The organism is Methylobacterium sp. BI1, assembly GCF_056680125.1.
Window position 1 is genome coordinate 3,788,135 of the sequence record NZ_CM155267.1, and the last position, 26,438, is coordinate 3,814,572.

20 protein-coding genes and 1 tRNA gene are annotated in these 26,438 nt (G+C 69.8%); 9 read left to right on the forward strand and 12 right to left on the reverse strand.

From position 1 onward, the window contains the following. Positions 1-19: 19 nt before the first annotated feature. Positions 20-1,177 carry a S1C family serine protease gene (locus AC1MGR_RS17890; protein WP_480232434.1) on the reverse strand — a complete coding sequence of 386 codons (1,158 nt, stop codon included), beginning with the start codon at positions 1,175-1,177 and terminating at the stop codon, positions 20-22. A gap of 436 nt (positions 1,178-1,613) precedes the next feature. Here AC1MGR_RS17890 and AC1MGR_RS17895 point away from each other — a divergent pair, with 436 nt between their 5' ends. Further along, positions 1,614-1,829: a hypothetical protein gene (locus tag AC1MGR_RS17895; RefSeq protein ID WP_055953370.1), complete on the forward strand. Its 216-nt coding sequence runs from the start codon at positions 1,614-1,616 to the stop codon at positions 1,827-1,829. Positions 1,830-2,295: 466 nt separating this feature from the next. On the opposite strand, the gene galU is transcribed toward AC1MGR_RS17895, so the two are convergent. Next, the gene (gene galU / locus AC1MGR_RS17900) at positions 2,296-3,162 is read right to left on the reverse strand and encodes a UTP--glucose-1-phosphate uridylyltransferase GalU (protein WP_108034693.1); all 867 of its coding nucleotides are present in this window, start codon (positions 3,160-3,162) and stop codon (positions 2,296-2,298) included. 167 nt (positions 3,163-3,329) lie between these two features. On the opposite strand from galU, the gene galE reads away from it, so the two are divergent. The 3 genes from galE (at position 3,330) to AC1MGR_RS17915 (ending at position 7,000) form a co-directional block, all read left to right on the forward strand. After that, complete coding sequence (gene galE / locus AC1MGR_RS17905; protein WP_480232435.1) at positions 3,330-4,319, forward strand: UDP-glucose 4-epimerase GalE; 990 nt, start codon at positions 3,330-3,332, stop codon at positions 4,317-4,319. After that, positions 4,316-5,524 (forward strand): lytic murein transglycosylase, encoded by a 1,209-nt coding sequence (locus AC1MGR_RS17910; protein WP_480232436.1) that lies wholly within the window; start codon positions 4,316-4,318, stop codon positions 5,522-5,524. The genes galE and AC1MGR_RS17910 overlap by 4 nt, the downstream gene beginning before the upstream one ends. Before the next feature lie 72 nt (positions 5,525-5,596). Continuing rightward, entirely contained in the window at positions 5,597-7,000 is a 1,404-nt protein-coding gene (locus AC1MGR_RS17915) for an SGNH/GDSL hydrolase family protein (RefSeq protein WP_480232437.1), read from the forward strand. Positions 7,001-7,063: 63 nt separating this feature from the next. Here the strand turns inward: AC1MGR_RS17915 and gor are convergent, their stop codons facing one another. The 10 genes from gor to AC1MGR_RS17965 form a co-directional block, all read right to left on the reverse strand. Then, positions 7,064-8,461: a glutathione-disulfide reductase gene (gor, locus tag AC1MGR_RS17920; protein WP_480232438.1), complete on the reverse strand. Its 1,398-nt coding sequence runs from the start codon at positions 8,459-8,461 to the stop codon at positions 7,064-7,066. Between the two features lie 153 nt (positions 8,462-8,614). Further along, complete coding sequence (rpmG, locus tag AC1MGR_RS17925; RefSeq protein ID WP_018044575.1) at positions 8,615-8,782, reverse strand: 50S ribosomal protein L33; 168 nt, start codon at positions 8,780-8,782, stop codon at positions 8,615-8,617. Between the two features lie 107 nt (positions 8,783-8,889). Beyond that, positions 8,890-10,086 carry an MFS transporter gene (locus AC1MGR_RS17930; RefSeq protein WP_480232439.1) on the reverse strand — a complete coding sequence of 399 codons (1,197 nt, stop codon included), beginning with the start codon at positions 10,084-10,086 and terminating at the stop codon, positions 8,890-8,892. Positions 10,087-10,171: 85 nt separating this feature from the next. Next, positions 10,172-11,446, reverse strand: a complete 1,275-nt coding sequence (locus AC1MGR_RS17935; RefSeq protein ID WP_108034688.1) for an efflux RND transporter periplasmic adaptor subunit — start codon at positions 11,444-11,446, stop codon at positions 10,172-10,174. A gap of 64 nt (positions 11,447-11,510) precedes the next feature. Beyond that, positions 11,511-14,747 carry an efflux RND transporter permease subunit gene (locus tag AC1MGR_RS17940; RefSeq protein WP_108034687.1) on the reverse strand — a complete coding sequence of 1,079 codons (3,237 nt, stop codon included), beginning with the start codon at positions 14,745-14,747 and terminating at the stop codon, positions 11,511-11,513. Positions 14,748-15,125: 378 nt separating this feature from the next. Then, the gene (locus tag AC1MGR_RS17945; RefSeq protein ID WP_480232440.1) at positions 15,126-15,350 is read right to left on the reverse strand and encodes a YbdD/YjiX family protein; all 225 of its coding nucleotides are present in this window, start codon (positions 15,348-15,350) and stop codon (positions 15,126-15,128) included. Between the two features lie 5 nt (positions 15,351-15,355). Continuing rightward, positions 15,356-17,422, reverse strand: a complete 2,067-nt coding sequence (locus AC1MGR_RS17950) for a carbon starvation CstA family protein (RefSeq protein WP_108034685.1) — start codon at positions 17,420-17,422, stop codon at positions 15,356-15,358. Between the two features lie 185 nt (positions 17,423-17,607). Next, on the reverse strand, positions 17,608-18,240 hold the full coding sequence (locus AC1MGR_RS17955; RefSeq protein ID WP_480232441.1) for a TPM domain-containing protein: 633 nt from the start codon (positions 18,238-18,240) through the stop codon (positions 17,608-17,610). After that, the gene (locus AC1MGR_RS17960; RefSeq protein WP_480232442.1) at positions 18,230-19,039 is read right to left on the reverse strand and encodes a TPM domain-containing protein; all 810 of its coding nucleotides are present in this window, start codon (positions 19,037-19,039) and stop codon (positions 18,230-18,232) included. The genes AC1MGR_RS17955 and AC1MGR_RS17960 overlap by 11 nt, the downstream gene beginning before the upstream one ends. Before the next feature lie 6 nt (positions 19,040-19,045). After that, positions 19,046-19,684: a LemA family protein gene (locus tag AC1MGR_RS17965; RefSeq protein WP_480232443.1), complete on the reverse strand. Its 639-nt coding sequence runs from the start codon at positions 19,682-19,684 to the stop codon at positions 19,046-19,048. Positions 19,685-19,919: 235 nt separating this feature from the next. Here AC1MGR_RS17965 and AC1MGR_RS17970 point away from each other — a divergent pair, with 235 nt between their 5' ends. The 5 genes from AC1MGR_RS17970 (at position 19,920) to AC1MGR_RS17990 (ending at position 26,306) form a co-directional block, all read left to right on the forward strand. Further along, on the forward strand, positions 19,920-20,237 hold the full coding sequence (locus tag AC1MGR_RS17970) for a SelT/SelW/SelH family protein (protein WP_108034682.1): 318 nt from the start codon (positions 19,920-19,922) through the stop codon (positions 20,235-20,237). Further along, positions 20,234-22,459: an HWE histidine kinase domain-containing protein gene (locus AC1MGR_RS17975; RefSeq protein WP_108034681.1), complete on the forward strand. Its 2,226-nt coding sequence runs from the start codon at positions 20,234-20,236 to the stop codon at positions 22,457-22,459. The genes AC1MGR_RS17970 and AC1MGR_RS17975 overlap by 4 nt, the downstream gene beginning before the upstream one ends. A 553-nt stretch (positions 22,460-23,012) precedes the next feature. Beyond that, positions 23,013-24,386 (forward strand): methyl-accepting chemotaxis protein, encoded by a 1,374-nt coding sequence (locus AC1MGR_RS17980; RefSeq protein ID WP_108034680.1) that lies wholly within the window; start codon positions 23,013-23,015, stop codon positions 24,384-24,386. Positions 24,387-24,508: 122 nt separating this feature from the next. Further along, positions 24,509-26,053, forward strand: coding sequence for an acetate--CoA ligase (locus tag AC1MGR_RS17985; protein WP_480232444.1), 1,545 nt, complete (start codon positions 24,509-24,511; stop codon positions 26,051-26,053). Positions 26,054-26,214: 161 nt separating this feature from the next. Then, positions 26,215-26,306: transfer RNA gene (locus tag AC1MGR_RS17990), tRNA-Ser, on the forward strand. Positions 26,307-26,438: the final 132 nt, after the last annotated feature.

Genomic DNA, 26,438 nt, shown 5'->3' on the forward strand with positions numbered 1-26,438 from the left:
GCGTGACGAGGCCCCGGCCTCAGAGCCGGTTCTCCGCGACGTCCGCGGTGGTGACGCGGACCCGGCGCGTCCGTCCGTCCCGCTCCACGGTGAGATCGATCGCAGTGCCGAGACCGGCCGCCTCCATGGCGGCGGTGAGATCGGCGAGGCGGTGGACCGGACGGTCGCCGGCCCCGACGATGATGTCGCCGATCTCGCCCGTCTGCGGGTCCACGCCCTGCAGACCGGCAGCGGCGGCCGGAGAGCCGCGCAGTACGCGCAGGATCACCACCCCGTCGATCCCGAGGCGGGCCGCGGTCGCTTCCTGCCCGGCGAGGATGCCGATGCCGGGATTGCGCGTCCGTCCGTTGCGGATGAGCTCGGGCACGACCCGGTTCACGACGTCGACCGGGATGGCGAAACCGATGCCGGCGCTCGCCCCGGAGGGCGAGAAGATGGCGGTGTTCACCCCGATGAGGCGCCCGGCGGAGTCGAGGAGTGGGCCGCCGGAATTGCCCGGGTTGATCGCCGCATCGGTCTGGATGACGCCCGAGAGCTCCCGTCCCGCGCTGGTGGGCAGGCGACGTTGCAAGGCGCTGATCACCCCGGTGGTCAGGGTGTGATCGAGGCCGAACGGATTGCCGATGGCGAAGACCGACTGGCCGACCTTGAGGTCGCCCGAGGTCCCGATGGCAAGGGGCTGCAGGGCGGCGGTGGTGCGTCCCAGGCGGATGACGGCGAGGTCGTAGCTCGGGGCCGCGCCGACGAGGCTCGCCGACACGACCGCGCCGGAGGAGAGGCGGACCGCGATGGCGCCCCCTCCCTGCGTGGCCGCAGCGACCACGTGGTTGTTGGTGACGACGTGCCCGGCCGCATCCCAGATGAAGCCCGTTCCGGTCTGCGAGCCGCTGCCCGGCTCACCGCCCTCGTTGTCGACCCCCATCAGGGCCCGCCCCTGTGCGGCGGCCTGCACGAAGACGTGAACCACGGACGGGCTGGCTCGGGCGAAGAGTTCCACCGTCGCCGTCTCTGCCGGCGCCAAGTCGCCGCGGGCGGTGATCGCCCGCGCGCGGTCCGCCGAGAACAGCAGGCCCGTCAGGTAGGGCTGCGCGACGAAGAGCGCGAGCAGGCCGACGGCTGCAGCGGCCGCCCAGCGGAGGAAGCGATCCGCCGGCCGCGGCGGATACCGATCGGGCATGTGTCATCCTCTTCACCATGCGGTGAAAACCGCTTCGCTTCGCTTCGCCATTAACTGGGCGGTGACGCAATGGCCTTCAACTGGCCCGGTACCGTGACGGGTCAGGGTGCGACAGCACACCGAAACCCTTCGTGGCCAAAGATAAACATCGGCTCGACATTGTCAGCCGAGGCGACAAACAGAACGAGAGGGCGTCCAAAAGCAGCCATATTCTGCGCGCTGATCAACAAAGGCGTGCTTTGTATGAGGGAGGGAGCGTTCAGGTGCGGATGAGCATTTCATTCCTGCCTGAAAAGACCTCAAAGCTGCCTTAGAGATGCTTCCATTCATCCGGATAGACGTCCCGCAGCAAATGTTCAGGTTCGAGGTCGTACAGATCTCTGGCTGGGCATCCGGCATCGCGGGGAACGACCCTCACGATCAAAGGAACACACACATGGAAACCCAAGCCCTGGAACGTCCCGCCGATCTGACGATCTGGCGTACCGCTCCGGTTCCGGCTCCTCTGGCTCAGCCCGCTCGCTACCGGACCCTGCGCGAGGCCATCGAGGCCGCCGCCGGCGCCCTGTCTGACCCGGCCAAGCAGCCTTGGATCATCACCGAGGACGGCGAGGTTCTGTCGCCGAACTGGATCCGGACCTACCTGAACTGAATCGATCCGCCGGCGCCGTCGCGCCCGTCGTCCCGCGAGCCGACCGCAGCCCTGTGCGCGGCCGGCCCGCGCGCCTCCCGGGGCGCGTCCACCGATAAACTGCGGCCGTGAGGCCGAGCCTTCGCTCCGCGACCCCGCATGCCGGGGCGCATGCAGACCTCCCCTTTGACCCGGCACCTTCCCGATCGAGCGCTTGACCGCGCGTCCGAGCGTCACGTCGTGCGGAGGGTTTGCGGCGCGTGTGCTTGACGGGCACAAAAAAAGGCCGCTCCGAAGAGCGGCCCGAAGTCTAGGGAGGAAACGCCCAAGAAGGGCTGCCGAACCGCGACGCCATCGCGGTCCCGCAACGCACAATCTAAAGTGCGACGCACAAAAATCAAGGGCTTTGCACGTCGTTCAACCCGTTTTCTCGCGTTCGGGTTGGGCATTTGCTCCAGTGCCGGGCGGGGCCCGCCGAGGTGTGGTCTCAGTGCTCGCTGAGAAGCTGCGCGATCTCGGCCTTGAGGGCCTCCGAGAGGTCCTTGCGCTCGAGGGCGTAGGCGATGTTGGCGGTGAGGAAGCCGAGCTTCGAGCCGGTATCGTAGGTCCGCCCCTGGTAGTGCATGCCGAAGAAGGCCTGGTCCTTGGCGAGCTTGATCATGGCGTCGGTGAGCTGGATCTCGCCGCCGGCGCCCGTCTCCCCCGCCGAGAGGATGTCGAAGATCTCGGGCTGGAGGATGTAGCGGCCGGAGATGATGAAGTTCGAGGGCGCGGTGCCGGCCTTCGGCTTCTCGACCATGCCGTTGATCTCGAAGGTCTGGCCGAAGGTCTGACCGACGCCGACGATACCGTACTGGTGAGTCTCCTCGGGCTTCACCTCCTCGACCGCGATGACGTTGCCGCCGTGGCGCTCGTAGGCGGAGAGCATCTGCTGCATGCAGCCGCGGCTCAGCATGTCGGGCAGCAGCACCGCGAAGGGCTCGTCGCCGACGATCTCGCGGGCGCACCAGACGGCGTGGCCGAGGCCGAGCGGCGATTGCTGGCGGGTGAAGCTGGTCTGGCCCGCGGCCGGGAGGTCGCGCTTCAGGGCCTCGTAGGCCTCGGTCTTACCGCGCTCCTGCAGCATCCGCTCGAGCTCGAAGGCGACGTCGAAGTGGTCTTCGATGACCGCCTTGCCGCGTCCCGTCACGAAGATGAAGTGCTCGATACCCGCTTCGCGGGCCTCGTCGACGACGTGCTGAACGACCGGCCGGTCGACGACGGTGAGCATCTCCTTCGGCACCGCCTTGGTGGCGGGGAGGAAGCGGGTGCCCAAGCCAGCGACGGGCAGGACGGCTTTGCGAATCGGTTTCATCAAGCGAGACCCGGTAGCGAGGAGAGGTGAGGAGAACCCCGAGTGGATTGACGTTGCCTCGGTACAGCCTCCGCCCAGGGAGGCGATAGAGCCATCGACGTAACGGGCATAACCGACAAGCTCGTTTTCCGATATATCGTCAGTGAAACGTTTGGGGAGAAGGTGTCATGACGGTTCTTGTGACGGGCGGTGCGGGCTATATCGGCAGCCACATGGTGCTGGCACTGCTCGACGCCGGGCACGAGGAGGTTGTGGTCCTCGACGACCTCTCGACCGGATTCGATTGGGCGCTCCCACCGGAGGTGAAGCTTGTCATCGGCGATGTCGCCGATCAGTCGCTTCTCACGGAAGTCATTCTCCAGCATCGTATCGACGCCGTCGCACACTTCGCCGCGCGCATCGTCGTGCCGGATTCGGTCGCGGACCCCCTGCAGTATTACTTGGCCAATACCGTCAAGACCCGGGCGCTGATCGAGACGGCAGTCCGCTGCGGGGTCAAGCACGTGATTTTCTCGTCGACCGCTGCGGTCTACGGCGAGCCGGAGGTGGTTCCGGTGCCGGAGGACCTGCAGCCGTCGCCGATCAATCCGTACGGACGCTCCAAGCTGATGAGCGAGTGGATGATCGCGGATGCGGCCAAGGCCCACGGCTTCTCCTACGTCATCCTCCGCTACTTCAACGTGGCCGGAGCCGACCCGCGCGGCCGGACGGGGCAATCGACGCCCAACGCCACCCACCTCATCAAGGTGGCGACCCAGGCCGCCCTCGGGCAGCGGACGCATCTGGAGGTTTTCGGTACCGATTATCCCACCCGGGACGGTTCGTGCCTGCGGGACTACATCCAGGTCTCCGACCTCGCCGAGGCCCATCGCGTCGCGCTCGACCACCTACGGTCCGGCGGCGTGAGCCTGACCCTGAATTGCGGCTACGGTCGTGGCTACTCGGTCCTGGAGGTGATCGACGTGGTGAAGCGGGTCTCCGGGCGCGATTTCGAGGTGCGCCTCTCGCCGCGCCGTCCCGGCGATCCGGCCCAGATCGTCGCCGAGGCCCAGCGCATCCGCGATCTCGGCTGGACGCCGCAGAACGACGATCTCGACCGGATCGTCGCCCAGGCCTTCGCCTGGGAAGAGACCCTGACCCGGCGCAATCGCCTGTGAGGCGCTGGGCGTCGCTCGTCTTCGCGGGATGGCTCGGGGTCGCCCCCGCGCTGGCCGCGGGCAGCCAACCCACGGCGTCGGCGGACGTGCAGTCCCGCTTCGCCGCCTTCGTCGCCGCGCTGCGATCGGAGGCCGAGGCGCGAGGCGTTTCCTCCCGGACCTTCTCGGCGGCCTTCGCGGGGATCTCCGGACCCGATCCCGACATCCTCGCCCGCACGCGCAAGCAGGGCGAGTTCGGGCGTCCGGTCTGGGACTACCTCGTCGGCGCCGTCTCACCCGGCCGGATCGCCCGTGGGCAGGCCCAGGCCAAACGGCTCGCGCCTGTCCTCGCGCGCATCGAGGCGCGCTACGGCGTGCCGCGCTGGATCGTGCTGGCGTTCTGGGGCGTCGAGTCGGATTTCGGCGCGAGCGGCGGCAGCGTCCCGACGATCCGGGCCCTCGCGACCCTGGCGGAGGCGCGGTTCCGCGGCACGCTGTTCCGCGACGAGCTCCTGGCCGCCCTCACCATCCTGGAGCGGGGCGACGTCACGCCGGAGCGGATGAAGGGCTCCTGGGCCGGGGCCATGGGGCAGGTGCAGTTCCTGCCCTCCAGCTTCCTCGCGCACGCCGTGGATTTTGACGGCGACGGGCACCGCGACATCTGGGGATCGGAGGCGGACGCCCTGGCCTCCATCGCGGCCTACCTGAAGACCCTGGGCTGGAACCCGACTCTGTCTTGGGGTTACGCGGTCACCCTGCCGGCGGGTTTCGACCTCGCTCGCTACCGTGGTGACCTCGCCGACTTCGCCCGGCGCGGGGTCCGGCGCACCGACGGTCAGGCCCTGCCGGATGCCGGCGCCGCGAGCCTGTTCCTGCCCGGCGGCCTCGGGGGGCCGGTCTTCCTGATTACCGACAATTTCGAGGTGGTCCGCGCCTACAACACCTCGGATTCCTACGCGCTCGCGGTCGGACATCTCGCCGACCGCCTGGCCGGCGGACCGGTCCTTGCGGCGCCCTGGCCGGTCCGCGACGCCCGCCTCGACAAGGCGGGGCTGCAGGCCCTCCAGGCCGGCCTTGCGGAGCGTGGCTTGTACGCGGGCGAGGCGGACGGGCGCGCCGGCCCGAAGCTGCGCGAGGCGGTGCGGCAGTACCAGATCGCCGAGGGCCTGCCGGCGGACGGTTATGCCACGCCGCGGTTGCTGGAGCACCTGCGGGGGCGACCTTAGACCTCGGCGGCATCCTCCTTTAAGGTGCCAATCACCCGACCGGTCCTCCGGTCCGATTGATCGAGGCATCCCATGACCTTGCCGGCATCGCGCGCGGCCTGGTGTTTCCTCTCCGGCCTGTCCCTGCTCCTCGCCGGGGCCGGGCCGGCTTGCGCGCAATGGGGCGATTCCTACGACGCCCCCCGGGGCGGCGACTACCAATCCCCCCGCCGGCGGGCCCGGGACTACTACCGGGACGACGACGGCTACGCTGCCCGCCAGGCGAACCGGCGCTACGCCCCCCCGCCCCAGGAGGCGCCGCGTCAGTTCTACTGGCCCTGGGAGGATCGCCCGGCGCCGGCCCAGGTCGCCCCCGTGCCGAGCGCCCGCCCGGCACCGCCGCGCAATCGGGGCTATGCCGATGACGGGCGCTCCGGGCACGATGACGGACGCGCCGTCCGCCGCCGTCCCCGCCCCGCCCCGGTCGTGGCCCAGCCGAAGCCGGCTGTACCGAAGGTCGAGCCGACGACGCGCATCGCGGTGTTCGGCGATACGCTCGCCGGCCATCTCGGCAGCGGCCTCTCGAACGTGTTCGAGGACAATGCGGAGATCGGCGTGGTCGATCGCTCGAAGGCCGATAGCGGCCTCGTGCGCAAGGACGTGGTCGACTGGCCCAAGGCCGCCGAGGAGTTCCTGAAGGCCAATCCGAAGACCAATTACGCGCTCGTCATGCTGGGATCGAACGATCGCCAGCCGATCCGCGAGGGGGACCAGACCCTCGACCCCTTGAGCGACCGCTGGCGCACCTTGTATGCCGAGCGCGTCGACGCTCTGATCAAGGTGTTCACCGACGCGAAGATCCCGCTGATCTGGGTCGGGGCTCCGCCCATGCGGAGCGAATCCCTGACCAAGGACATCGCGGCGATCAACGATATCTTCCGCGAGCGCGTGGCCAAGGCCGGCCAGACCTACGTCGATATCTGGCCCGGCTTCGTCGACGACCGCAACCGCTACACCGCCGCGGGCCCTGACCTGGAGGGCCAGGAGGCCAAGCTGCGCACAGCGGACGGCGTCCACTTCACGAAGGCGGGCGCGCGCAAGATGGCCCACTTCGCCGATGTCGAGCTGAAGCGGATGATGGGAACCGGGACGCCGCCGGCCCAGCCGGCGCTCGCCGCCCCCGTGGCGGTGGCGCCGCAGCCGCCGCTGGAGGGCGAGGCGGCCAAGCTCGACGATGCCGCCGCCATCGACCGACAGATTACCGCGATGCTGCCGAGCCTGCCGGAGCCGCCCGGCATCCCGGCCCTACCGGTCAAGCCCCTCGCCGGTCCTGTGGTGCCCCTCGGCCGTGCCGAGGTGACCCCGGGTGGCACCCTGATCAGTGGGCGACCCCGCGACGCCGATCCGTCGGGCACCGTCGAGCGCGCCCTGGTGCGGGGGGCGGCGCCCCTGCCCCAGCCCGGCCGGGCCGACGACTTCAAGTGGCCGCCGGGCTGACCGCCGGTCCATCCGCCGCCTGCGCGGGTGGCGGATCGGACGCGGGGTGCGGCCGCTGGGACGCTAGCCGACGCCCACCGGATGCTTCGTGACCACGGGGCTGCGCAGGGTGACGAGTTCCTCGCCGGCCGTGGGATGCACCGCGATGGTGCGGTCGAAATCCGCCTTGGTGGCGCCCATGGTCACGGCGATGCCCACCGCCTGGATGATCTCGCCGGCATCGTGGCCGAGGACGTGGACGCCGACGACGCGGTCGCTGGCGCAGTCGACCACCACCTTCATCAGCACGCGCTCGTCGCGGCCGGACAGGGTCGCCTTCATGGGTCGAAAACTCGAGCGGTATACGTCGACGGTTTCGTAGAGGTCGCGGGCCACGTCCTCGTTGTGGCCGACGACACCGATCTCCGGCGTCGAGAAGACGGCGGTGGGGATGAGTCCGTGATCGACGCGCCACGGCTTGTCGCCGAACACCGTGTCGGCGAAGGCATGGCCCTCGCGGATCGCGATCGGTGTCAGCGCGGCCCGGTCGGTGACGTCGCCCACCGCGTAGATCGACGGCACGCAGGTCTGCGAGAAGGCATCGACCGGGATCGCGCCGCGCGCATCCGGCACGATCCCGACCCGGTCGAGACCGAGCCCGGCGATGTTGGGGCGCCGGCCCGTGGCGGTCAGGACCTGGTCGACCTCCAGGGTGCTGCCGTCGTCGAGGGTGACGCGGATGCCGCCCTCGGCCCGGTCGAGGCGCTCGACGGTGCGGTTGAGGCGCAGGTCCATGCGCTTGGCGTAGGCCTCACCGAGGGCGTCGCGGATCTCGTTGTCGAAGCCGCGCAGCAGCCGGTCGCCCCGGTGCAGCAGCGTGGTGCGGCTGCCCAGATGCGCGAAGACGCCGGCGAACTCCACCGCGATGTAGCCGCCGCCGACCACGAGCATGCGCTCGGGCAGGCTCTCGAGATCGAAGACCTCGTTCGACGTGATGGCGAGTTCGGCCCCCGGGATCAGCGGTTCCTTCACCGGATGGGCGCCGACCGCGACCAGGATGATGCGGGCCGTGACGCGGCGGTCCGACCCGACGAGGCGCACCGTGTGCGCATCCTCGATCACCGCCCGCTCGGGGACGATGGTGACGCCGGCCCGGCCGAGATTGGTGTCGTAGATGCCTTCGAGGCGCGTCACCTCGGCGTCGCGCCGGGCCTTCAGGACGCTCCAGTCGAAGCGCGGCTCGGGTACGGTCCAGCCGAAGCCCGCGGCATCCTCGAACTCGTCGGCGAAGCGCCCGGCATAGACCATCAGCTTCTTGGGCACGCAGCCGCGGATCACGCAGGTGCCGCCGACCCGGTACTCCTCGGCGAGCTGAACCCGGGCGCCGTAGCCGGCGGCGATGCGGGCTGCCCGGACGCCGCCGGAGCCGCCGCCGATGACGAACAGGTCGACGTCGAAGGTGCGGGCCAGATCGTCTGCCATCAACTCATCCTGCGGGTATGGGCGCCGAGGGCTCTCCATCGCCCGAACGGGGCGGCACATCAACCGTCCCGCCGCACAAACGAAAAGGCCGCTTCCCCTCGCGGAGAAACGGCCTCGAAACCACCGGTGCGGCGCGACGGGGCGCCGCCGGGCTTACTTGATCTTGGTTTCCTTGAAATCGACGTGCTTGCGCACGACGGGGTCGTACTTCTTCATCGACAGCTTCTCGGTCTGCGTGCGGGAGTTCTTCTTCGTAACGTAGAAGTAACCCGTATCGGCGGTCGAGATCAGCTTGACTTTAACGGTGACGGCCTTGGCCATGGACGCGGCGCTCCTGTGATCGCGGCATTCCGCATCAGCGAAACGCAAAAGGGCCGGCGTTGGCCGGCTGAATACCGGCGGGTGATTGCCTCATCGGCCGGGATTCGTCAAGGCTCGTGATGCGCCGGCGCATCGTGTTCCGGATGGCGGACGATGCGCAGGGCGACGATTCCCGCATAGCCGAGGAACAGCAGGCACAGGCTGTAGGCGAAGCCCTGGGGCGGGGCCAGGTCCATGCCGCCGCCGATGATCGGCGGGCCGAGCATCAGGCCGACGTTGTATAGCACCACGAAGGCGGCGTTGGCGCCGGCGAGTTCCGCCCCCCGCACCGTCGCCCCGAGATGGGCGAGACCCACCGTGTAGAGCGTCCCGGCGATCCCGCCCCACAGGAACAGCAGCACCAGCAGCGCGGGGAACGAGGCCGAGGCGATCGGGATCAGGCTCGACCCGAGGGCTCCGCCGAGGCCGGCCATCAGCAGCACGAGGCGCCGGTCCAGGCGGTCGGCGAGCCAGCCGAAGGGGATCTGGAACATCACGTTGCCCAGCGCCAGCGCGCTGACGAGGCCGGCCGCCGTCTCAGCGTCGTAGCCGAGGCGCAGGCCGTAGAGCGGCAGGATCGCGAAGCCGCCGGTCTCCACCGCCCCGTAGACCAGCGCCGCCGCGGTGGCGGCGGGCGCGAGGCTCAGATAGGCGCGGAAGGACCGCGACGCGCCGTGCCCGATCTCCGGGGACAGGCCCCGGGCCAGCAGCAGGGGGACGAGGGCGACGAGGAACAGGCCGGCCCCGCCGAGATAGGGCGCGGTGCCCTGCGTTCCCAGGAGGGCGAGCAGGGTGGGACCGACCGCGAAGCCCAGCGCCAGGACCGTGGCATAGATCCCCATCACCAGCCCGCGCCGCTCCGGCGGAGCCGCCGCGTTGATCCAGAACTCGGAGAGCACGAACAGGGCGCCGAGGCTCGTGGAGAACACGAAGCGCAGCACGAACCACCAGGCGATGCCCTGCAGGAGCTTAAAGGCGACGAGGCAGAGGGCGCCGAGCACGATGGCGCCGACGAGGAGCGGCAGCACGCCGAGCCGGGCGGCCAGGCGCGGTACGAACGGCACGGTCAGGATGGCCGCGAGGCCCGCCACGGCGGTGTTCACGCCGATCAGGGTGCTCGACGCGCCCATGCGCGCCATCTCGATGGAGAGCAGCGGGATGGTCAGGCTGAGGCCGATGCCGACCACCGCCACGCAGGTGATGGCCGCGGCGATCGAGGCGAAGCGGGAGCCGTCGCGTGACGCGACGGGAGGGAGAGCCGGCATGAAGGGGTCCGCTGCGGGTCGCTGCCGCGACGCCGGGACCGCCTTGTCCACGCCGGGGCGTCCCGGCGCAACCGGTGAGCCAGCCTCAGCGTGCGGCCGATTTCAGCGGCTTGGTGTCTCCGGCCGGCGGCTTGCGCTCGATCTTCTGGCCGTCGCGCAGGTCGGCGGGGGGGCTGAGCACGATCTCCTCGCCGCCGTCGAGGCCCTGGCCGAGCTCCACGGTGGTGCCGAGGTCGCGCCGGATCGTCACCGTGCGCCACTGCGCCGTGCCGTCGTCGCGGGCCACCGCGACCTGGGTGCCGCGCTGGTTGAAGACGAGGCTCTCGGCCGGCACCCGGACGTTCGGTTCGGTACGGGGCACCTTCAGGGTGACGTAGACGTAGAGGCCGGCCCGCAGGGCGCCGTCGGTGTTCGGCACGTCGACCTGGGCCGTCAGGGTGCGCGACGAGGTCAGCAGCGCCACGGAGCTGCGCTCGACCTTGCCGGAGAAGGTCCGGTCGGCGATCTGCGGCACCTTGATCGCCGCATCCACCCCCGGCTTCACCCCGACCGCGACGTTCTGGGGCACGTTGACCGAGACGCGCAGGATGTCGTCGCGGTCCATGGATAGCAGGGCGGTCCCGGTGCCGTCGGCGTGCACGAGGTCGCCCACATCGACGCCGCGCTGGGTGATCACGCCGTCGAAGGGTGCGATGATGTCCTTGAAGCCGGTGAGCGCCCGCAGGCGCTCCACCGTGGCGGCCTGGGCCTTGATGTTGGCCTGGGCCACCTTCACGCCCGCCTCCGCCGAGGCGAGGGTCGCGGCCTGGCTGAGCACGCTCGCCTGAGAATTGTCGGCGTTCTGCTTCGAGGCCCAGCCCTGGCCGGCCAGCGTCGTGGTGCGGTTGTTGGTGACGTTGGCGAGGTTCACGTTGGCCTTGGCCTGGTCGACCATGGACTTGGCCTGGAGGAGCGCGGCCTCGAGCTGCCCCGTCTGCGCCTCCGCCTGCGCCAGCTGCTGATCGAGGTCGGGGGCGGCGATGCGCATCAGGATGTCGCCCTGCCGGACGCGGCTGCCGATATCGACCCGGCGCTCGGCGATGTAGCCGGTGGCGCGGGCGTAGAGGGCCGCCTTGGCGAAGGCGTCGGTCTGGCCCGGCAGGGTGATGTCGATGGGCTTGTCCGCCCGCTCCGCGGTGGCGGTGCGCACCACCGGCACGAAGCTGTTCACCTTGCGCTGGGTCTCGGAGGCGGCGGCGCGCCGCTGCATCTGGCCGTAGCCGCCCCAGGCGAGGAGGCCGATGGCCGCCAGGGCGGCGATCACGAACGGTGCCTTGCCGGGCGGCGGCGGGATGTCGGACGGATCGTGGGTCTGATGCATCACGCCTGTCCCATCGTCGAACCGGGCCCCGCCCTGCCATCCCTGCGCCAGACCCGCCAACCGCTCACGCGTAATCCTCCAACGGCTTGACCGCGCCGCGGCGCAGCAGGGCGTACAGGAACGGCACGAAGAGCAGCGTCGCCGGCGTGCCGACGGCGATGCCGCCCATCACCGCCCGGGCCAGGGCCGCGTTCTGCTCGCCGCCCTCGCCCGTGCCGAGGGCCATCGGGATGAGGCCGAGGAACATCGCGCTCGCCGTCATCAGCACCGGCCGCAGGCGGGTCTCGCCGGCGAGCAGGGCCGCCTCGACGGCCCCGCATCCGGTCGCCTCGCGATGCTCCTTGGCGAAGGTCACCAGCAGGATCGAGTTCGCCGAGGCGATGCCCACCGACATGATCGCGCCGAAGAGTGAGGGAATCGAGAACGTCGTCCCGGTGATGAACAGGCTCGCGACGATGCCGCAGAAGGCCAGCGGCAGGGCGGCCAGCACCACGAAGGGATCGCCCCAGCTCTGGAAGTTCACCGCCATCAGCAGGTAGACCGCCACCAGTGCGATGGCGAGGCCGACCTGGAGCCGGAAGAACGCCGATTCCATGTTCTCGATCTGCCCGCGCACGGTGATCTTGTCCGGCGCCGGCAGGGCCTTCTGCTCCTCGGCAACGATCCGGCGGATTTCCTTCGACACCGAGCCGAGATCGCTGTCCTGCACCGCCGCATAGACGTTGAAGGTCGGCTGCGTGTTGACGTGGTTGATCACCGTCTGCGACCCCTCGCGGCGCATGGTCGAGACGCTGGAGAGGAGCGTCAGGACGCCCGGGGCATCGGCGCCGCCGTTGACCAGGAGCGGCGTGTTCTGGAGCGCGGTCAGCGAGTCGTTGCGGTATTCCGGCGTCTGGACCCAGAGCTGGTAGGGAATGCCGGTCTTCGGGTCGGTCCAGAAGTTCGGGGTCACCTGGAAGGAGCCCGACAGCGAGACGTTCAGCCCCTGGGCGATCTGCTGCTGCGTGAGACCCAGCTCCGAGGCGAGGCGCCGGTCGACGTCGACGAAGAACTGCGGCGTGCCCACGATCTGGTGCAGGTGCACGTCCACGGCCCCGCGCACCGCCTTCAGGCGGCGGACGATGGTCTGGGCCACCTCGAGGTCCTTTGCGGTGTTGCGGCCCGAGACCTGGATGTCGATCTGCGCCAGGGTGCCGAAGTTCAGGATCTGGGTGATGATGTCCGAAGGCTGGAAGTAGAACACCACGTCGGGGAAGCGCTCGCGCAGCACCTCGCGCAGCCGTTTGGTGTAGTCGGCCACCGAGCCGTGGCCCTCCTTCAAGTTGATGAGCATCTGGCCGTCGTTGTAGGCGACGAACGAACCGTCCGAGAACGCAAAATTGTAGTTGTTCGCCGGCAGGCCGATATTGTCGAGGATCTGGTCGATCTCGCCCTCGGGGATGACTTCGCGGACCACGTTCTCGACCTGGGCGAAGACCTGTTCGGCCGTCTCGATGCGCATCCCCGGACGGGTCCGCAGGTGCAGGGTCATCTGGCTCGAGGCGACCTGCGGGAAGTAGTCCTGCCCGACGAAGACGAAGAGACCGGCGGTGGTGGCGAAGACGACCGCCACCAGGCTCAGCGTCGCGGCGCGGCGGGCGATGACGACGTGGAGCAGGCCGAGATAGCCCCGGTGGAAGCGGGCGAACCGCACCTCGAAGCCGTGCCGGAACCAGCCGGCCAGCCGGAACACCGGGCCGCCGATCCAGCCCAGGGCCCGGGCGACGCGTCCCCGCCGCGGCGCGGGCCCCTCTCCGTGCTCGGCCCCGTGCTTGGCGTCGTATTCCCGCGCCACCAGCACGTCGATCAGCACCGGGACCAGGGTGCGGGACAGGACGTAGGAGGTCAGCATCGCGAACACGACCGCCAGCGCCTGGGGCGTGAACAGGTATTTCGGGGTGTCCGTGAGGGCGAAGACCGAGACGAAGGCCGCGCAGATCGAGAGGGTCGAGATCAGCGCCGGCTTGGCGATGCCGGCCGCGCCCTCCACCACCGACTTGCGGAAGGGCTCGCCCTCCTCGAACAGCCGGTAGGTGTTCTCGATCGCCACCGTCGCATCGTCGACCAGGATGCCGACCGCCAGGGCGAGGCCGCCCAGGGTCATCACGTTGATGGTCTCGCCGAGCGCCGCCAGGATCGCCAGCGAGGTCAGGATCGAGAGCGGGATCGAGACCAGCACCACGATGGTGGAGCGCCACGACCCGAGGAACAGCAGGATGGTGAGGCCCGTGAGGCCCGCCGCGATGATCGCCTCGTGGATCACGCCCTCGATGGCGGCGGAGACGAAGACCGACTGGTCGAAGAGCGGCTTCAGGCTCATGCCCTCGGGGGCGGCGGCCTGGATGTCGGGCAGCGCCTTCTTGACGTTGTTGACCACGTCCAGCGTCGAGGCGGTGCCGTTCTTGAAGATGCGCATCAGCACCGAGTGCAGGCCGTCGGCGCGCACGATGTTGACCTGCGGCGGGCCGCCGTCGCGGACGTTGGCGACGTCGCGCACCAGGATCGGCTGGCCGCCCACCACCTTGATCGGGATCTGGTTCAGGGCGTCGATCGCCTCGGGCGAGGCGTTGAGCTGCACCGGATATTGCTGCTCGCCGATCTTGGCGAGGCCGGAGGGGATCGTCAGGTTCTGCGCCGTCACCGCGTTGGTGACGTCCAGCGCCGTGAGGCCGAGGGCCTGGAGGGCGTGCAGGTCGAGATCGACCATGATCTGGCGCGGCGTGCCGCCGAAGGGCGACGGCAGGGTCGAGCCCGGCACCTGGGTCAGGCGCTGGCGGATGCGGTACTGGGCGTAGTCGAAGACCTTGGTCAGGCTCTCGCGGTCGGAGGAGAGCGCGAGCTGGATCACCGGCACCGAGGAGGCCGAGAAGCGCAGGACGATGGGGGGCTGGACGCCGGGCGGCATCGTCGAGCGGATCGAGTTCATCGCCGAGACGACCTGCGCGATGGCGAGATCGATGCTCACCGCGCCGTCGAAGTAGATCTTCTGGATCGCCGTGCCCTGGAGGGTCGTCGACTCCATCCGGGCGATGTTGTTGACGTTGTTGGAGAGCGAGAACTCCGCGTAGGTCGTGATCCGACGCTCCATCTCGGAGGTCGACAGGCCGTTATAGGTCCACACCACCACGACCACCGGGATATCCACGGTGGGCAGCACGTCCTTCGGCGCGACCACGACCGCCGCCGCGCCGCCGAGCATCATCAGCACGGCGAGGACGTAGATCGTGATGCGGAACTTCAGAGCATACTGGACGAGGCCCATGCGGCTCCCACGCGATCGCGTTCCGGCTGGTGTACCACGGTGGTCGCATGCCACCGGTTCCTCTGTAGCCGTGACGCCGCGACGCAATCGAGGTCTCACACCGAGTTTTTTGTTTCCGGGTGTAAACCGGCGGCCTAAACTTCGGTGAACCTGCCCGATTACTGTGCTGATTTCGCCGGGACGTTGCGACAGAGCCCTTTCGGCAACGCCCGGTCCGGGGCCGCCGGGCCCGCTCCCCCGTCAGCGGATGGCTGCGCAGGAAGCCCGCGACCGCGCTTGGCCGGCATCCCGGGCGATGCGCTCCAGGATGGTGGCCAGCGCCACGCGCGCGCGTTCGCAGGTCTGGTCAAGGCCCGCTAGGATGGCAAGCGGCAGCGCTCAGCAACAGCGGAAGCCGCTGCGGTTGCCGACGCCGAAGCGGGCGTTCTCCCGGTTCCGGAAGAACTCCCGCTCGCTCATGGGCTCCTGGTCCGCATGCGTCTTGCGGATATGGGCGGCGTAGGCCTCGTAGTCGCCCTGCCCCACCATCAGGCGGGCGCCGTCGCAGACGCATTTCGAGAAGGCCTTGAGACGGTCCCGCAATTCGGTCGACGACAGCGCCATGGGTCTTACTCCGCGGGAACGGCGGCCGGGCCGCCACTCTCCAGGGCGGTCCAGCGATCGGCCCGATAGGCCTTCACGCAGGCCATGACGCCGAAGGTGGCGATGGCGAGCACGAGGCCGACGAACAGCACCGCGAGGGCCGCATCGATCCGGTCGTTGAAGACGATCTTGTGCATGTCGGCCATGGACTTGGCCGGCGCCAGGATCTTGTTCTCGGCGATGGCGGCCGAGAAGCGATCGGCATGCGAGAGGAATCCGATCTTCGGGTCGGCCGAGAAGATCTTCTGCCAGCCGGCCGTGAGGGTGCAGATGCAGAGCCAGACGGTGGGGATGATCGTGACGAAGGCGTAGCGCTCGCGCTTCATCTTGAAGATCACCACGGTGGCCAGCGTCAGGGCCACGGCGGCCAGCATCTGGTTGGAGATGCCGAAGAGCGGCCACAGGGTGTAGATGCCGCCGAGCGGATCGGTGACGCCCTGGTACAGGAAGTAGCCCCAGGCGCCGACGCAGAGGGCGGTCGCCAGGATGCTGGGCGCCCAGGCCGAGGTGTCCTTGAAGCGCGGCGAGACGAGGCCGAGGAGGTCCTGGAGCATGAAGCGCCCGGCGCGCGTGCCGGCATCCACCGCCGTCAGGATGAACAGCGCCTCGAACAGGATGGCGAAGTGGTACCAGAACGCCATCATCGCCTTGCCGCCGATGGCCGAGGAGATGATGTGCGCCATGCCGACCGCGAGGGTCGGCGCGCCGCCGGCGCGGGAGATGATCGAGTGCTCGCCGACGTCCTTGGCCGTCTGGGCGATCTGCTCCGACGTGATGGCGAAGGCGGGATCGAGCTTGGTCACCGCGGCGGCCGCGGTCTCCGGCGTGGTGCCGACGAGGCCGGCCGGGGAGTTCATGGTGAAGTAGATGCCGGGCTCGATCACGCTGGCGGAGACCAGCGCCATCACGGCCACGAAGCTCTCCATGAGCATGCCGCCGTAGCCGATGAAGCGGGCGTCGGACTCGCGGTCGATGAGCTTCGGCGTGGTGCCCGAGGAGATCAGGGCGTGGAAGCCCGAGACCGCGCCGCACGCGATGGTGATGAACAGGAACGGGAACAGCGACCCGGCCCAGACCGGACCGCTGCCGTCGACGAACTTGGTCACGGCCGGCATCTGCATGTGCGGGGCGACGTAGGCGATGCCCAGGGCCAGGCCGATGATCGTGCCGATCTTGAGGAAGGTCGAGAGGTAGTCGCGCGGGGCGAGCAGGAGCCAGACCGGCAGGATCGAGGCGATGAAGCCGTAGCCGATCAGCAGCCAGCACAGCTGCGTGCCGGTATAGGTGAAGAAGGGCCCCCAGTACGGATCTGCCGCGACGTTGCCGCCGTACACGATGGCCAGCATCAGGAGCACGAAGCCGATGATCGAGACCTCGCCGACCTTTCCGGGGCGGATGTAGCGGGCGTAGAGGCCCATCAGCATCGCGATCGGGATCGTCGCCGCGACCGTGAAGGTGCCCCAAGGGCTCTCGGCCAGGGCCTTCACGACGATCATCGCCAGCACCGCCAGCAGGATGACCATGATCATGAAGGTGCCGAACAGGGCGATGACGCCCGGAATGGTGCCGAGTTCGGACCGGATCAGCTCGCCGAGCGAGCGGCCGTCCCTGCGCATCGAGATGAAGAGGACCATGAAGTCCTGCACGGCGCCGGCGAGCACCACGCCGGCCAGGATCCAGAGCAGGCCCGGCAGGTAGCCCATCTGCGCGGCGAGCACCGGGCCGACCAGTGGGCCGGCGCCCGCGATGGCGGCGAAGTGGTGGCCGAACAGCACGTTGCGGTTGGTCGGGACGTAGTCGAGCCCGTCGTTGTGGACGTGGGCCGGGGTCTGGCGGCTGTCGTCGAGCCGCATGACCTTGGACGAGATGAAGAGCGAGTAGTAGCGATAGGCGATGAGGTAGACGCAGACCGCGGCCACCACGACCCAGAGGGCGTTGACCGTCTCTCCGCGCGTCGTCGCGACGATGGCGAGGGCCGCTGCCCCCAGCGCTCCCACGAGGGCCCAGGGCCCGTGCTTCGTTACCGCACTCATGACGTCTCGCTCCAGCGACCTGTCCTTCGTGGCAGGTCGTCAAGGGCTCTTCTCGCGCAAATTTTTCCGCAGGGCCAGGGGCCCGCGATTTCAATCGCCAGGGATTGAATCACCCGCCAGGGCAGGAATCACCCGCTGGGGCAGGAATCACCCCTCCGTCGGGTCGAGATGCGTTGCCCCGATCGTCAGTCGAGTTCGATCACGCGGTTCGGCAGGGCGTCGACGGGCCGCGCTTCCGGCGGCAGCTGCCCGGCCAGGATGGTGCCGACCTGCCTGACGGCGTCCGTCAGGCCCGCCTCGGCTTCGCCGCGGCGCAGGGCGGCCAGGAGCGCCTCGATCGCCCCGGACCAGGCGTCGGGCGGGACGCGTGCGGCGACGCCGTGATCGGCGACGATCTCGGCATGGCCCTCGGCCCGGGCGACGTAGATCAGCACCCCGGTCCGTCCCTCCGTCCGGCTGAGGCCGCGGGTCGTGAATTCGCGCAGGGCCTGTTCGTGGGCGCGGTCGCGGCGGATCGCCCGGGGCACCAGGGCCATCCGCACGCGGGGATGCAGACCCGCCAGGAGGGCCAGCAGGACCACGGCGACCTGCGCCAGGGCGATCGTGGCCGCGCTCCACGGCGTCAGCACGATCAGCGGCCAGGGCAGGACGAGACCGGCGGCCAGGGCCAGCAGCAGCGGCGCGGAGCGGTAGAGCCCGGCACGGGCGGCCACCAGCACGACGATCTCGCCGGCCGTCGTCGTCTCGGCCCGGCGGATCGCCTCGGCGATCCGCGTCCGCGCCGGCGCATCGAGGAAGGGCGGCGCCTTACCAGTCACCGGACGCCCCTCCCCCACCCGACGAGCCGCCCCCGCCGGAAAACCCGCCCCCATCGAAGCCGCCCGAGACGCCGCCGCTCCAGCCGCCCGAGGATGGCCCCGGCAGGATGATGAAGCCGCCGCCCCCGCCCCGGCGTCCGCGGTTCATCCGGTAGACGACGAGCAGGACGACGAAGAACAGGACGATGAAGATCACCACCTGTCCGGGATCGGCCTCGTCGCTGCGCACCTCCGCCTTGCGGTGCCACTCCTCGGCGTCGCCCGCGAGGATCGACAGCATCGCGTCGACGCCCGCGTTGATGCCGCCCGCGTAGTCGCCGGTCTTGAAGCGCGGCGTGATCGCGGTGATGATGATCACCTTCGAGAGGGCGTCGGTGAGGGCGCCTTCGAGGCCGTAGCCGACTTCGATCCGGACCTTGCGCTCGTTGGGGGCGACGAGGAGCAGCGCCCCGTTGTTGGTCTTGGCCTGCCCGAGCTTCCAGGCCCGGAACAGGCGGTTGGCGTAGTCCTCCACCGTCCGGCCCTGCAGGCTCGGCACCGTGGCGACCACCACCTGGTCGGAGGTCTTGTCCTCGTAGGCCTTCAGCTTGCTCTCGAGCGCCGTCCGGTCCTCCGGCTTGAGGATGCCGGCGCCATCGACCACCCGGCCGCTCAGGGCCGGGAAGGTCGGTTCGCCGGCGCCGGTCTGCGCGCGCGCCAGGCCAGTGACACCCACGACGAGCCAGAGCCCGAGAATCAGGCGCGCGGCGATCGACCGGATGGCATCTGTCCCGGCGCAGCCCGAGCGCGGGCGTGTCATGGCGGACTAGAACTTCACGTTCGGCGGGCGCTCGGAATTGGGCGTCGCCGTGAAGGTCTCCATCGGCTTCGCCTCGGGGTAGAACCACGCCGCGATCCAGCGGCCCGGAATGGTGCGGACCTCGGTGTTGTAGTCCTGCACGGCGCCGATGTAGTCGCGGCGCGCGACGGCGATCCGGTTCTCGGTTCCCTCGAGCTGGGATTGCAGGGCGAGGAAGTTCTGGTTCGACTTCAGGTCGGGGTACCGCTCCACCGTGACGAGCAGGCGGCCGAGGGCGCCCGAGAGCTGGTTCTGGGCGTCCTGGAATTCCTTGAACTTCTGCGGGTCGTTCACCGTGGAGGCATCGACCTTCACGCTGGAGGCCTTGGCCCGCGCCTCGGTGACGCCGATCAGCACGTCCTTCTCCTGCTGGGCGTAGCCCTTCACCGTTTCGACGAGGTTCGGGATCAGGTCGGCCCGGCGCTGGTACTGGTTCTGCACCTCGCTCCAGGAGGACTTGGCCCGCTCCTCCAGGGTCGGAACCCGGTTGATCGCACCGCAGCCGGTCAGGGTCGTGCCCAGGGCGAGAGCCGCGACGGCGATCCGAACCCGGCCGAGCCAGGCCCGGACGGGACCCGTCGTCGGGGTGACGACACCTGAACGCATGCTTGAACTCCCTGGCCATGGGCGCCGCGCGGGGATCGGTCCCTCACTGGCCCGTGATCTCACATAGGCAGCTTGGCGCTGCGATAAAGGCGCACAGGGAAAAACGTGGCCGGAAAAACGCAACGGGGAAAAGCTTGGCCGGGCGACCTTAAATCCCGTCGGTGACCGGCGCATCGCGGCGGGCGAGCGCGCGCCTCGGTTGACAAGCCGGGAGCGATCGGTCGCTTTACCCGCCATGGACGAAACGCCCCGCCCATCGCCCGAGAAGCCGCGGGTTTCGATCACCTACTGCACGCAGTGCCAGTGGCTGCTGCGGGCGGGATGGATGGCGCAGGAGCTTCTCTCCACGTTTCGGGACGACCTCGGCGAGGTGGCGCTCATTCCCGGCACCGGCGGCGTGTTCGTGATCCTGTGCGGACCACACCTGATCTGGGATCGGACGCGCGACGGCGGCTTCCCCGACGTCAAGGTCCTGAAGCAGCGCGTTCGGGACCACCTCGCACCGGATCGCGACCTCGGACATATCGATCGCGCGGGCGTCGCGCGCCCATGAGCAATCCGCCTCCCGGAGAGACCACGACCGGGCGCCGCGCGGGGCGCCGGTGGTGGGCGCCGCGGTCGCTCGCCGCCGCCTTCGCGCAGGTCCGGCAGCGCGGTTTCTCGACCCAGGTCTACCTGATCGCCCTGGTGATCGCGCTGATCGGTCCGGGGCTGCTGTTCACGGCGATCCTCCTGGCGCGCTACGCCGGGACCGAGCGGGCCCGTTTCGAGCAGGATGCCCGCGAGAACGTGCGGAGCATCGCCCTCTCCGTCGACCGCGACACGGCGGGCCTCGTCTCGGTGCTGCAGACCCTCGCCACCTCGCCGCGCCTGAAGGACGGCGAGTTCGACAATTTCGACGCGCAGGCGCGCCTCGTGCGGGACGCGGTCGGCCTCGACATCCTGCTGCGGCGACCGGACGGACAGCAGGTCGTGAACACGGCGGTGCCGCGCCGGGCCCCCCTGCCCCGCAGCGCTTTGCCGTTCGACCGCGAGATCGCGACGGGCAGCCAGCGCGCCGTCGTCTCCGGATACGTCAAGGGCATGAAGCCGGCGGACGCGACCTACGCGGTCGCCGTGCCGGTGTTCGGCGAGGCCGGCGTCACCCACATCCTCAGCTTCACGGTCCCGATCAGCCGCCTCGACAGCCTCGTCGCCCGGGAGGCCGTGGAGGGGTGGACCACCGGCCTCTCCGACCGGGACGGGGTCATCCTGGCGCGGGTGCCCGATCCGGATGGCAATATCGGTTCGCAGCGCCTCGCGACCCTGCGGCAGTACCAGACCGCGACACCGAATGTCTGGGAAGGCAAGGATCGTCGCATGAAGCCCGTGACGGTGGTCGAGGCACGCTCCCGCCTCACCGGCTGGACGGCGGCCGCGGTCATCCCGCAGGCCCTGGTGGAAGCGCGCCTGCGCAACTGGATCTGGGCTTTCTGCGGCTTCGGCCTCCTCGTGCTGGCGACCTCGTCCGTCCTGGCCGTCCACCTGTGGTCGCGGGTCTCGCAGCCCCTGCGCCGCCTCGCCGCGACGGGGCCGGCGCTCGCCCGCGGCGAGGTCATCCCGCGCATCACCTCGCCGATCCACGAGATCCGGCGCCTGGGAGACGTGCTCGCGGACGCGTCCCAGCGCCTGCGCCTGCGCAGCGACGAGCGCGACCGCGCGCTGGCGGAGACCGAGCGCGGCCTGAGCGCCCTGCGCGAGAGCGAAGCCCGCTTCCGCCACATGGCCGATTCCGCCCCGGCCCTGATCTGGATGACCGACGAGAGCGCCCAGATCAGCTTCGCCAACATGCATTTCGACCATCTGTTCGGCCTCCATACGGCGGCCGTGCTGGCCGGCGAGGATTGGCGCCGGATCATCTTCGCGGAGGATTACGAGGCCTTCGCGGCGCGCTTCCGCGATGCCTTCGCGGCGCGTGTGCCCTTCCAGGCCGACGTCCGGGTGGTGGACCAGGACGGCGTCGTGCGCTGGCTGCGCTGCGAGGGTGTGCCGCGGACGGACGATACCGGCAATTTCCTCGGCTACACCGGCTGCAATGTCGACATCACGGATGCCAAGCGCGCCGCCGAGCACCAGCAGTTGCTGATCCACGAATTGAACCACCGGGTGAAGAACACCCTGGCCACCGTGCAGTCGATCGCGGGTCAGTCCCTGCGCCGGCTCGAGGGGCCGGAGGCCACCGCGGCCCGGGCCGCGTTCGAGGCCCGCCTGCTGGCCCTGGCCCGGGTGCACAACGTCCTCACCCGGGAGAGCTGGGACGGCGCCGAACTCGGAAACGTCGTGGCCGACGCCATCGCCCCGCTCGATGCCACGGAGGGGCAGCGCTCCCGCTTCGTCGTCTCCGGCCCCGCCCTGCGGCTGCCGCCGCGCCTCGCCCTGTCGATCGCCATGGCGCTGCACGAGCTCGGCACCAATGCGGTGAAGTACGGCGCGCTCTCGCAGGAGGGCGGCACGGTGACGATCGCCTGGTCGGTGGAGCGCCAGGCGGAGACCCGCCTGATCCTGCGCTGGAGCGAGGCGGGCGGGCCTGCCGTCGTCCCGCCGACGCGGACCGGATTCGGCTCCCGCCTGATCGAGCGCAGCCTCGCCCGGGAGCTCGACGGCGAGGTCCAGCTCCTGTTCGCCGCCGGCGGAGTCGTCTGCACCATCGAGGCTCCGGTCCCGCCGCCGACCCTGCTGGAGCGCAAAGCCGACCTGATCGGCCCGCGCGAGGTGCCGCTCACCCGCTCGGCCTGAGAACCGGCCGGGTGCGAGCCGTCCGCCCGCGCGAACGGGCGGCGTCGCGGTGCGACCCTGCATTGTGGGGTATCGGGGAGACGCCGGGTCCGCCGAGCCATGCACTGACTGAACAAATTTCGTTCAATCTGGTCCCCGCCGGTTTCGTCGGAGGATGCGCGAAGCTCCCTCGATCGACGGCGCAGGGACGTCGTAGCATCACTGGATTGTATGACAGTACACACAGGGGCCGGCTCGTCCTCACGCATTCGTTATACCGGGCGGATGGACCTGTGCGCCCGCGCTTCGAGCCACCAATCGTTGCGGAAGGTCACTCCTGATATGCCCTTTTGGCTATAGGGTCAGGAAAGACCAAAGTTCATCGATGTCCAATTCGCCGTAGACAACAAGCAGTGATTGCGCCGAGCAAAGTGTCAATTGTTTGCGCTGCACCAAGATTCGTCGTGTTGGAACTCGGAACGCTTCTCGATCTGGCGCCGATGTTTCGGGTCATAAGGATACATTAATGGAAGACCGCTAGATCACATCGCTACGCCCTACAGGACCAACCGCGATGCTCGGCCTTCCCTTCGCTCGTTCCGCCACGAAGACGCCCGCCACCGAAACGGCGCCGGATGCCGCTCAGATCCGCGACGAGGCCCGCCTGGTTCAGGCCGTCGAGTCCCTGATGGTGAGCCAAAATCTTTCATCGGTCGATCTGCCCGAGGGGCCCCTGCGCACCGCGATCGAGCGGTTGCACGCGAACCGCGAGACCGACCTCCTGCGCAGCCTGGGTACCACCGCCACCGTCGCCCGCGAGGCCTCGGAGGCAGCGACCAACACGGGCTGGATGACCTACGACGTCGGCGAGGTGGCGAGCGCCACCCAGACGATCGCGGGCGCCGCCGAGGAGATGGCGGCTTCCGTGGCGGAGGTGGCGCAGACCTCCGAGACCGTCGTGACCGTCGCGCGCGATGCCCTCGCGGAGACCCAGGCCTGCATCCAGGACGCGCAGAAGGCGCGCACGGCGATGCACGAGATCGACGACCGGACCTCGCAGATCTCCGATCGCGTCGTCGTCCTCGAGCGCGCCATCGCGCAGATCGAGGTGATGGCCACCACCATCGCGGCGATCTCGGCGCAGACCAATCTCCTGGCCCTCAACGCCACCATCGAGGCCGCCCGGGCGGGCGAGGCGGGCCGCGGGTTCTCCGTGGTGGCCGCCGAGGTGAAGTCGCTCTCCGCCCAGACCGCCAAGTCCACCGGAGAGATCCGCGGGCTGCTGAGCACCCTCACCGCCGAGATGGGCGCCATCTCGGAGGCGGTTCACGAGAGCCGCAGCGCCGTCACCACCGGCCGCACCATCGTCGATCACCTCGAGCACCGCATCGTCGAGACGAATGCCCGCATCGCCCAGGCGAGCGACCTGAACCAGGCGATCTCGCAGATGCTGGGACAGCAGCGGGCCGCGACCTCCGAGATCTCGACCAGCGTGCAGAACATCGCCGCGAAGGCCGCGAAGACCCACGAGGAGATCGAGAAGATCACCAGCCGCCTCGTGCGCGCTGAGGCCACCGGCCAGACCGCGCTGAACGCGAATGCCCGCGACGTGCCGGTCTACGCCCTGGTGCGTCTGCCGGCCGATATCGGCGCCTGGAAGCGCAAGCTCGCACGCGTCCTCGTCGGCATGGCGCAGCCGGATCCGACCCTGGCGACCCTCTCGGGCCAGCCCGGGCGGAGCCTGAAGACGGATCTGGCCGGAACGGCCCCCGCCGCCCACCCCGCCTTCGCCCGGCTGGTGGCCGCGGAGAGCAAGGCCTTCGCGGAGGCCGGCAAGATGCTGGAAGCCCTGAAGGCCAGCAACTGGGACATCGGAACCCCCGCCTACCAAGCCGCCGCGGAAGCCATGAAGGAGATGCTGGTCGCCGCCAAGGAGATCGCCGGCTAAGGAGATCGCCGGACGAGGAGATCGCCGCGCTTCGGCGCAGCGAGCCGCGAACAGGCAGGCGGGTGCCCTTGTCGGGGCGCCCGCTTTCGGCTTCCTTGCGCGGGTCGCCACGGAGCCCTCGCTTGACCTCATCCTTCGCTGCTGCCGCCGAGGCCCCGCCGTTCAACGGCGCGCGCTTCTGCCTTGCCGAGAATGCCCGCCTGCGCGCCGACAAGACGGCGCTCATCATGGCGGGCGCCGACGGCGACGTCCGCGCCCTGACCTTCGGCGAGGTCGATCGGGCGGTCCGGGGTATCGGCGCCGGGCTGCGGTCCCTCGGCCTCGCGCCCGGCGCGCGCGTGATGATCCGCATGGGCAACGAAGCGGACTACGTGCTGGTCTACTTCGGAGCCCTGGCCGCCGGCCTCGTGGCCCTGCCCTCCTCCCCGCAGCTGACCGAGCCCGAGGCCGCGTTCCTGATGGAGAATTCGGGCGCGTCGGTCGTGGTCGTGGGCGCCGGCCATTCGGTCGATCCGGCCGGGCTCGCGGGCCGCATCCTGCTCCGCTCCGACGACATCGCCGCGATGAAGGCCGGCCCGCCGCTCCCCGATTACGCGGACACCCGGGCCGAGGACCCCGCGACCCTGGTCTACACGTCCGGCACGACCAGCCGGCCCAAGGGCGTCCTGCACGCGCATCGGGCCATCCGCGGGCGCCGGCCGATGCATGCACACTGGATCGGCCTCTCGGAGCACGACGTCATGCTCCACGCCGGCACGATGAACTGGACCTACACGCTGGGCGTCGGGATCACCGATCCCTGGGCCTGCGGCGCCACCGCGGTGCTCTACGACGGTCCGCGCGATCCGGTGATCTGGCCGACCCTCCTCGCCCGGCATCGGGCGACGCTCTTCGCCGCCGTGCCGAGCCTCTACCGCCAGATCCTGAAATATGCCGATCTCGGGGCCGTCGATCTCGGCGCCCTGCGCCACGGGGTGACGGCGGGCGAGGCCTTGTCGCCCGAGCTCCTCGCCGCCTGGACGCAGGCGACCGGAAAGCCCCTCTACGAGGCCCTTGGGATGAGCGAGTGCTCGACCTACGTCTCGAGCGGCCCGACGATTCCCGTGCGCCCCGGCTCGCCCGGCAAGCCGCAGCCCGGGCGCCGCGTGGCGATCCTGCCGGACGAGGGCCCGGCCGAGCCGCTGCCTCCCGGACAGGTCGGCCTGCTCGCCATCCACCGCTCCGAGCCCGGCCTGATGCTGGGCTACTGGAACCGGCCCGAGGAGGAGGCCGCCGTGATGCGCGGCGAATGGTTCGTCGGCGGCGACCGCGCGAGCCTCGATGCGGACGGCTACCTGACCTTCCACGGCCGCAACGACGACCTCATGAACGCCTTCGGCTACCGGGTCTCGCCGAACGAGATCGAGGGGGTCCTGATCGAGCATCCCGGCGTCGCCGAGGTCGGCGTCGCGGAAATGGCGGTCCGGGCCGACCTCAGCGTCATCACCGCCTTCGTCGTGCCGAAGCCCGATGCGGTGCTGGAGGCCGAGGACATCATGGCCTGGTGCTTCGACCGCCTCGCGACCTACAAATGCCCCCGCGAAGTGCGCTTCCTCGCTGCGCTGCCGCGCACGGCCAACGGCAAGGTCCAGCGCAAGCGCCTCGCCAGCGCCAGCACCGACGCCTGAGACGGCCGGGCGGCGGCCCCGTCCCGCGGGTACGTCGCCCCCGGGCATCGACCGGGCCTGTGGCCCCGACGGCACGCCGCCCGGGAAGGCATCGATTTCCCCACGGCCGCCCCAATCGCAGCTTGACCCGCCCCATGCGAAATTCTAGATCGACCGCCTGCGGAGACGTGGCCGAGCGGCTGAAGGCACTCGTTTGCTAAATGAGCATACCCCGAAAGGGGTATCGAGGGTTCGAATCCCTCCGTCTCCGCCAGCCCTCCTCAAATCCTGCCGGTATCTCCCGCCGCTGATCCTCGTCGCGCCTGCGCGCTCGACGCGTCGCGGAGGGTGGTCTGCGCTCGATGGTATCCGGACCGATGCAGGAGACACGCGGACCCATCGGGAC

Excerpts from the sequence above, each read along its gene's own strand:
- galE (WP_480232435.1), top strand. The coding sequence starts at position 3,330 with ATGACGGTTCTTGTGACGGGCGGTGCGGGCTATATCGGCAGCCACATG.
- gor (WP_480232438.1), bottom strand. The coding sequence starts at position 8,461 with ATGGCAGACGATCTGGCCCGCACCTTCGACGTCGACCTGTTCGTCATC.
- AC1MGR_RS17890 (WP_480232434.1), bottom strand. The coding sequence starts at position 1,177 with ATGCCCGATCGGTATCCGCCGCGGCCGGCGGATCGCTTCCTCCGCTGG.
- AC1MGR_RS17965 (WP_480232443.1), bottom strand. The coding sequence starts at position 19,684 with ATGCGTTCAGGTGTCGTCACCCCGACGACGGGTCCCGTCCGGGCCTGG.
- AC1MGR_RS17950 (WP_108034685.1), bottom strand. The coding sequence starts at position 17,422 with ATGAGTGCGGTAACGAAGCACGGGCCCTGGGCCCTCGTGGGAGCGCTG.
- AC1MGR_RS17945 (WP_480232440.1), bottom strand. The coding sequence starts at position 15,350 with ATGGCGCTGTCGTCGACCGAATTGCGGGACCGTCTCAAGGCCTTCTCG.
- AC1MGR_RS17895 (WP_055953370.1), top strand. The coding sequence starts at position 1,614 with ATGGAAACCCAAGCCCTGGAACGTCCCGCCGATCTGACGATCTGGCGT.
- AC1MGR_RS17970 (WP_108034682.1), top strand. The coding sequence starts at position 19,920 with ATGGACGAAACGCCCCGCCCATCGCCCGAGAAGCCGCGGGTTTCGATC.
- AC1MGR_RS17940 (WP_108034687.1), bottom strand. The coding sequence starts at position 14,747 with ATGGGCCTCGTCCAGTATGCTCTGAAGTTCCGCATCACGATCTACGTC.
- AC1MGR_RS17980 (WP_108034680.1), top strand. The coding sequence starts at position 23,013 with ATGCTCGGCCTTCCCTTCGCTCGTTCCGCCACGAAGACGCCCGCCACC.
- AC1MGR_RS17915 (WP_480232437.1), top strand. The coding sequence starts at position 5,597 with ATGACCTTGCCGGCATCGCGCGCGGCCTGGTGTTTCCTCTCCGGCCTG.
- galU (WP_108034693.1), bottom strand. The coding sequence starts at position 3,162 with ATGAAACCGATTCGCAAAGCCGTCCTGCCCGTCGCTGGCTTGGGCACC.
- AC1MGR_RS17930 (WP_480232439.1), bottom strand. The coding sequence starts at position 10,086 with ATGCCGGCTCTCCCTCCCGTCGCGTCACGCGACGGCTCCCGCTTCGCC.
- AC1MGR_RS17975 (WP_108034681.1), top strand. The coding sequence starts at position 20,234 with ATGAGCAATCCGCCTCCCGGAGAGACCACGACCGGGCGCCGCGCGGGG.
- AC1MGR_RS17935 (WP_108034688.1), bottom strand. The coding sequence starts at position 11,446 with ATGCATCAGACCCACGATCCGTCCGACATCCCGCCGCCGCCCGGCAAG.
- AC1MGR_RS17960 (WP_480232442.1), bottom strand. The coding sequence starts at position 19,039 with ATGACACGCCCGCGCTCGGGCTGCGCCGGGACAGATGCCATCCGGTCG.
- rpmG (WP_018044575.1), bottom strand. The coding sequence starts at position 8,782 with ATGGCCAAGGCCGTCACCGTTAAAGTCAAGCTGATCTCGACCGCCGAT.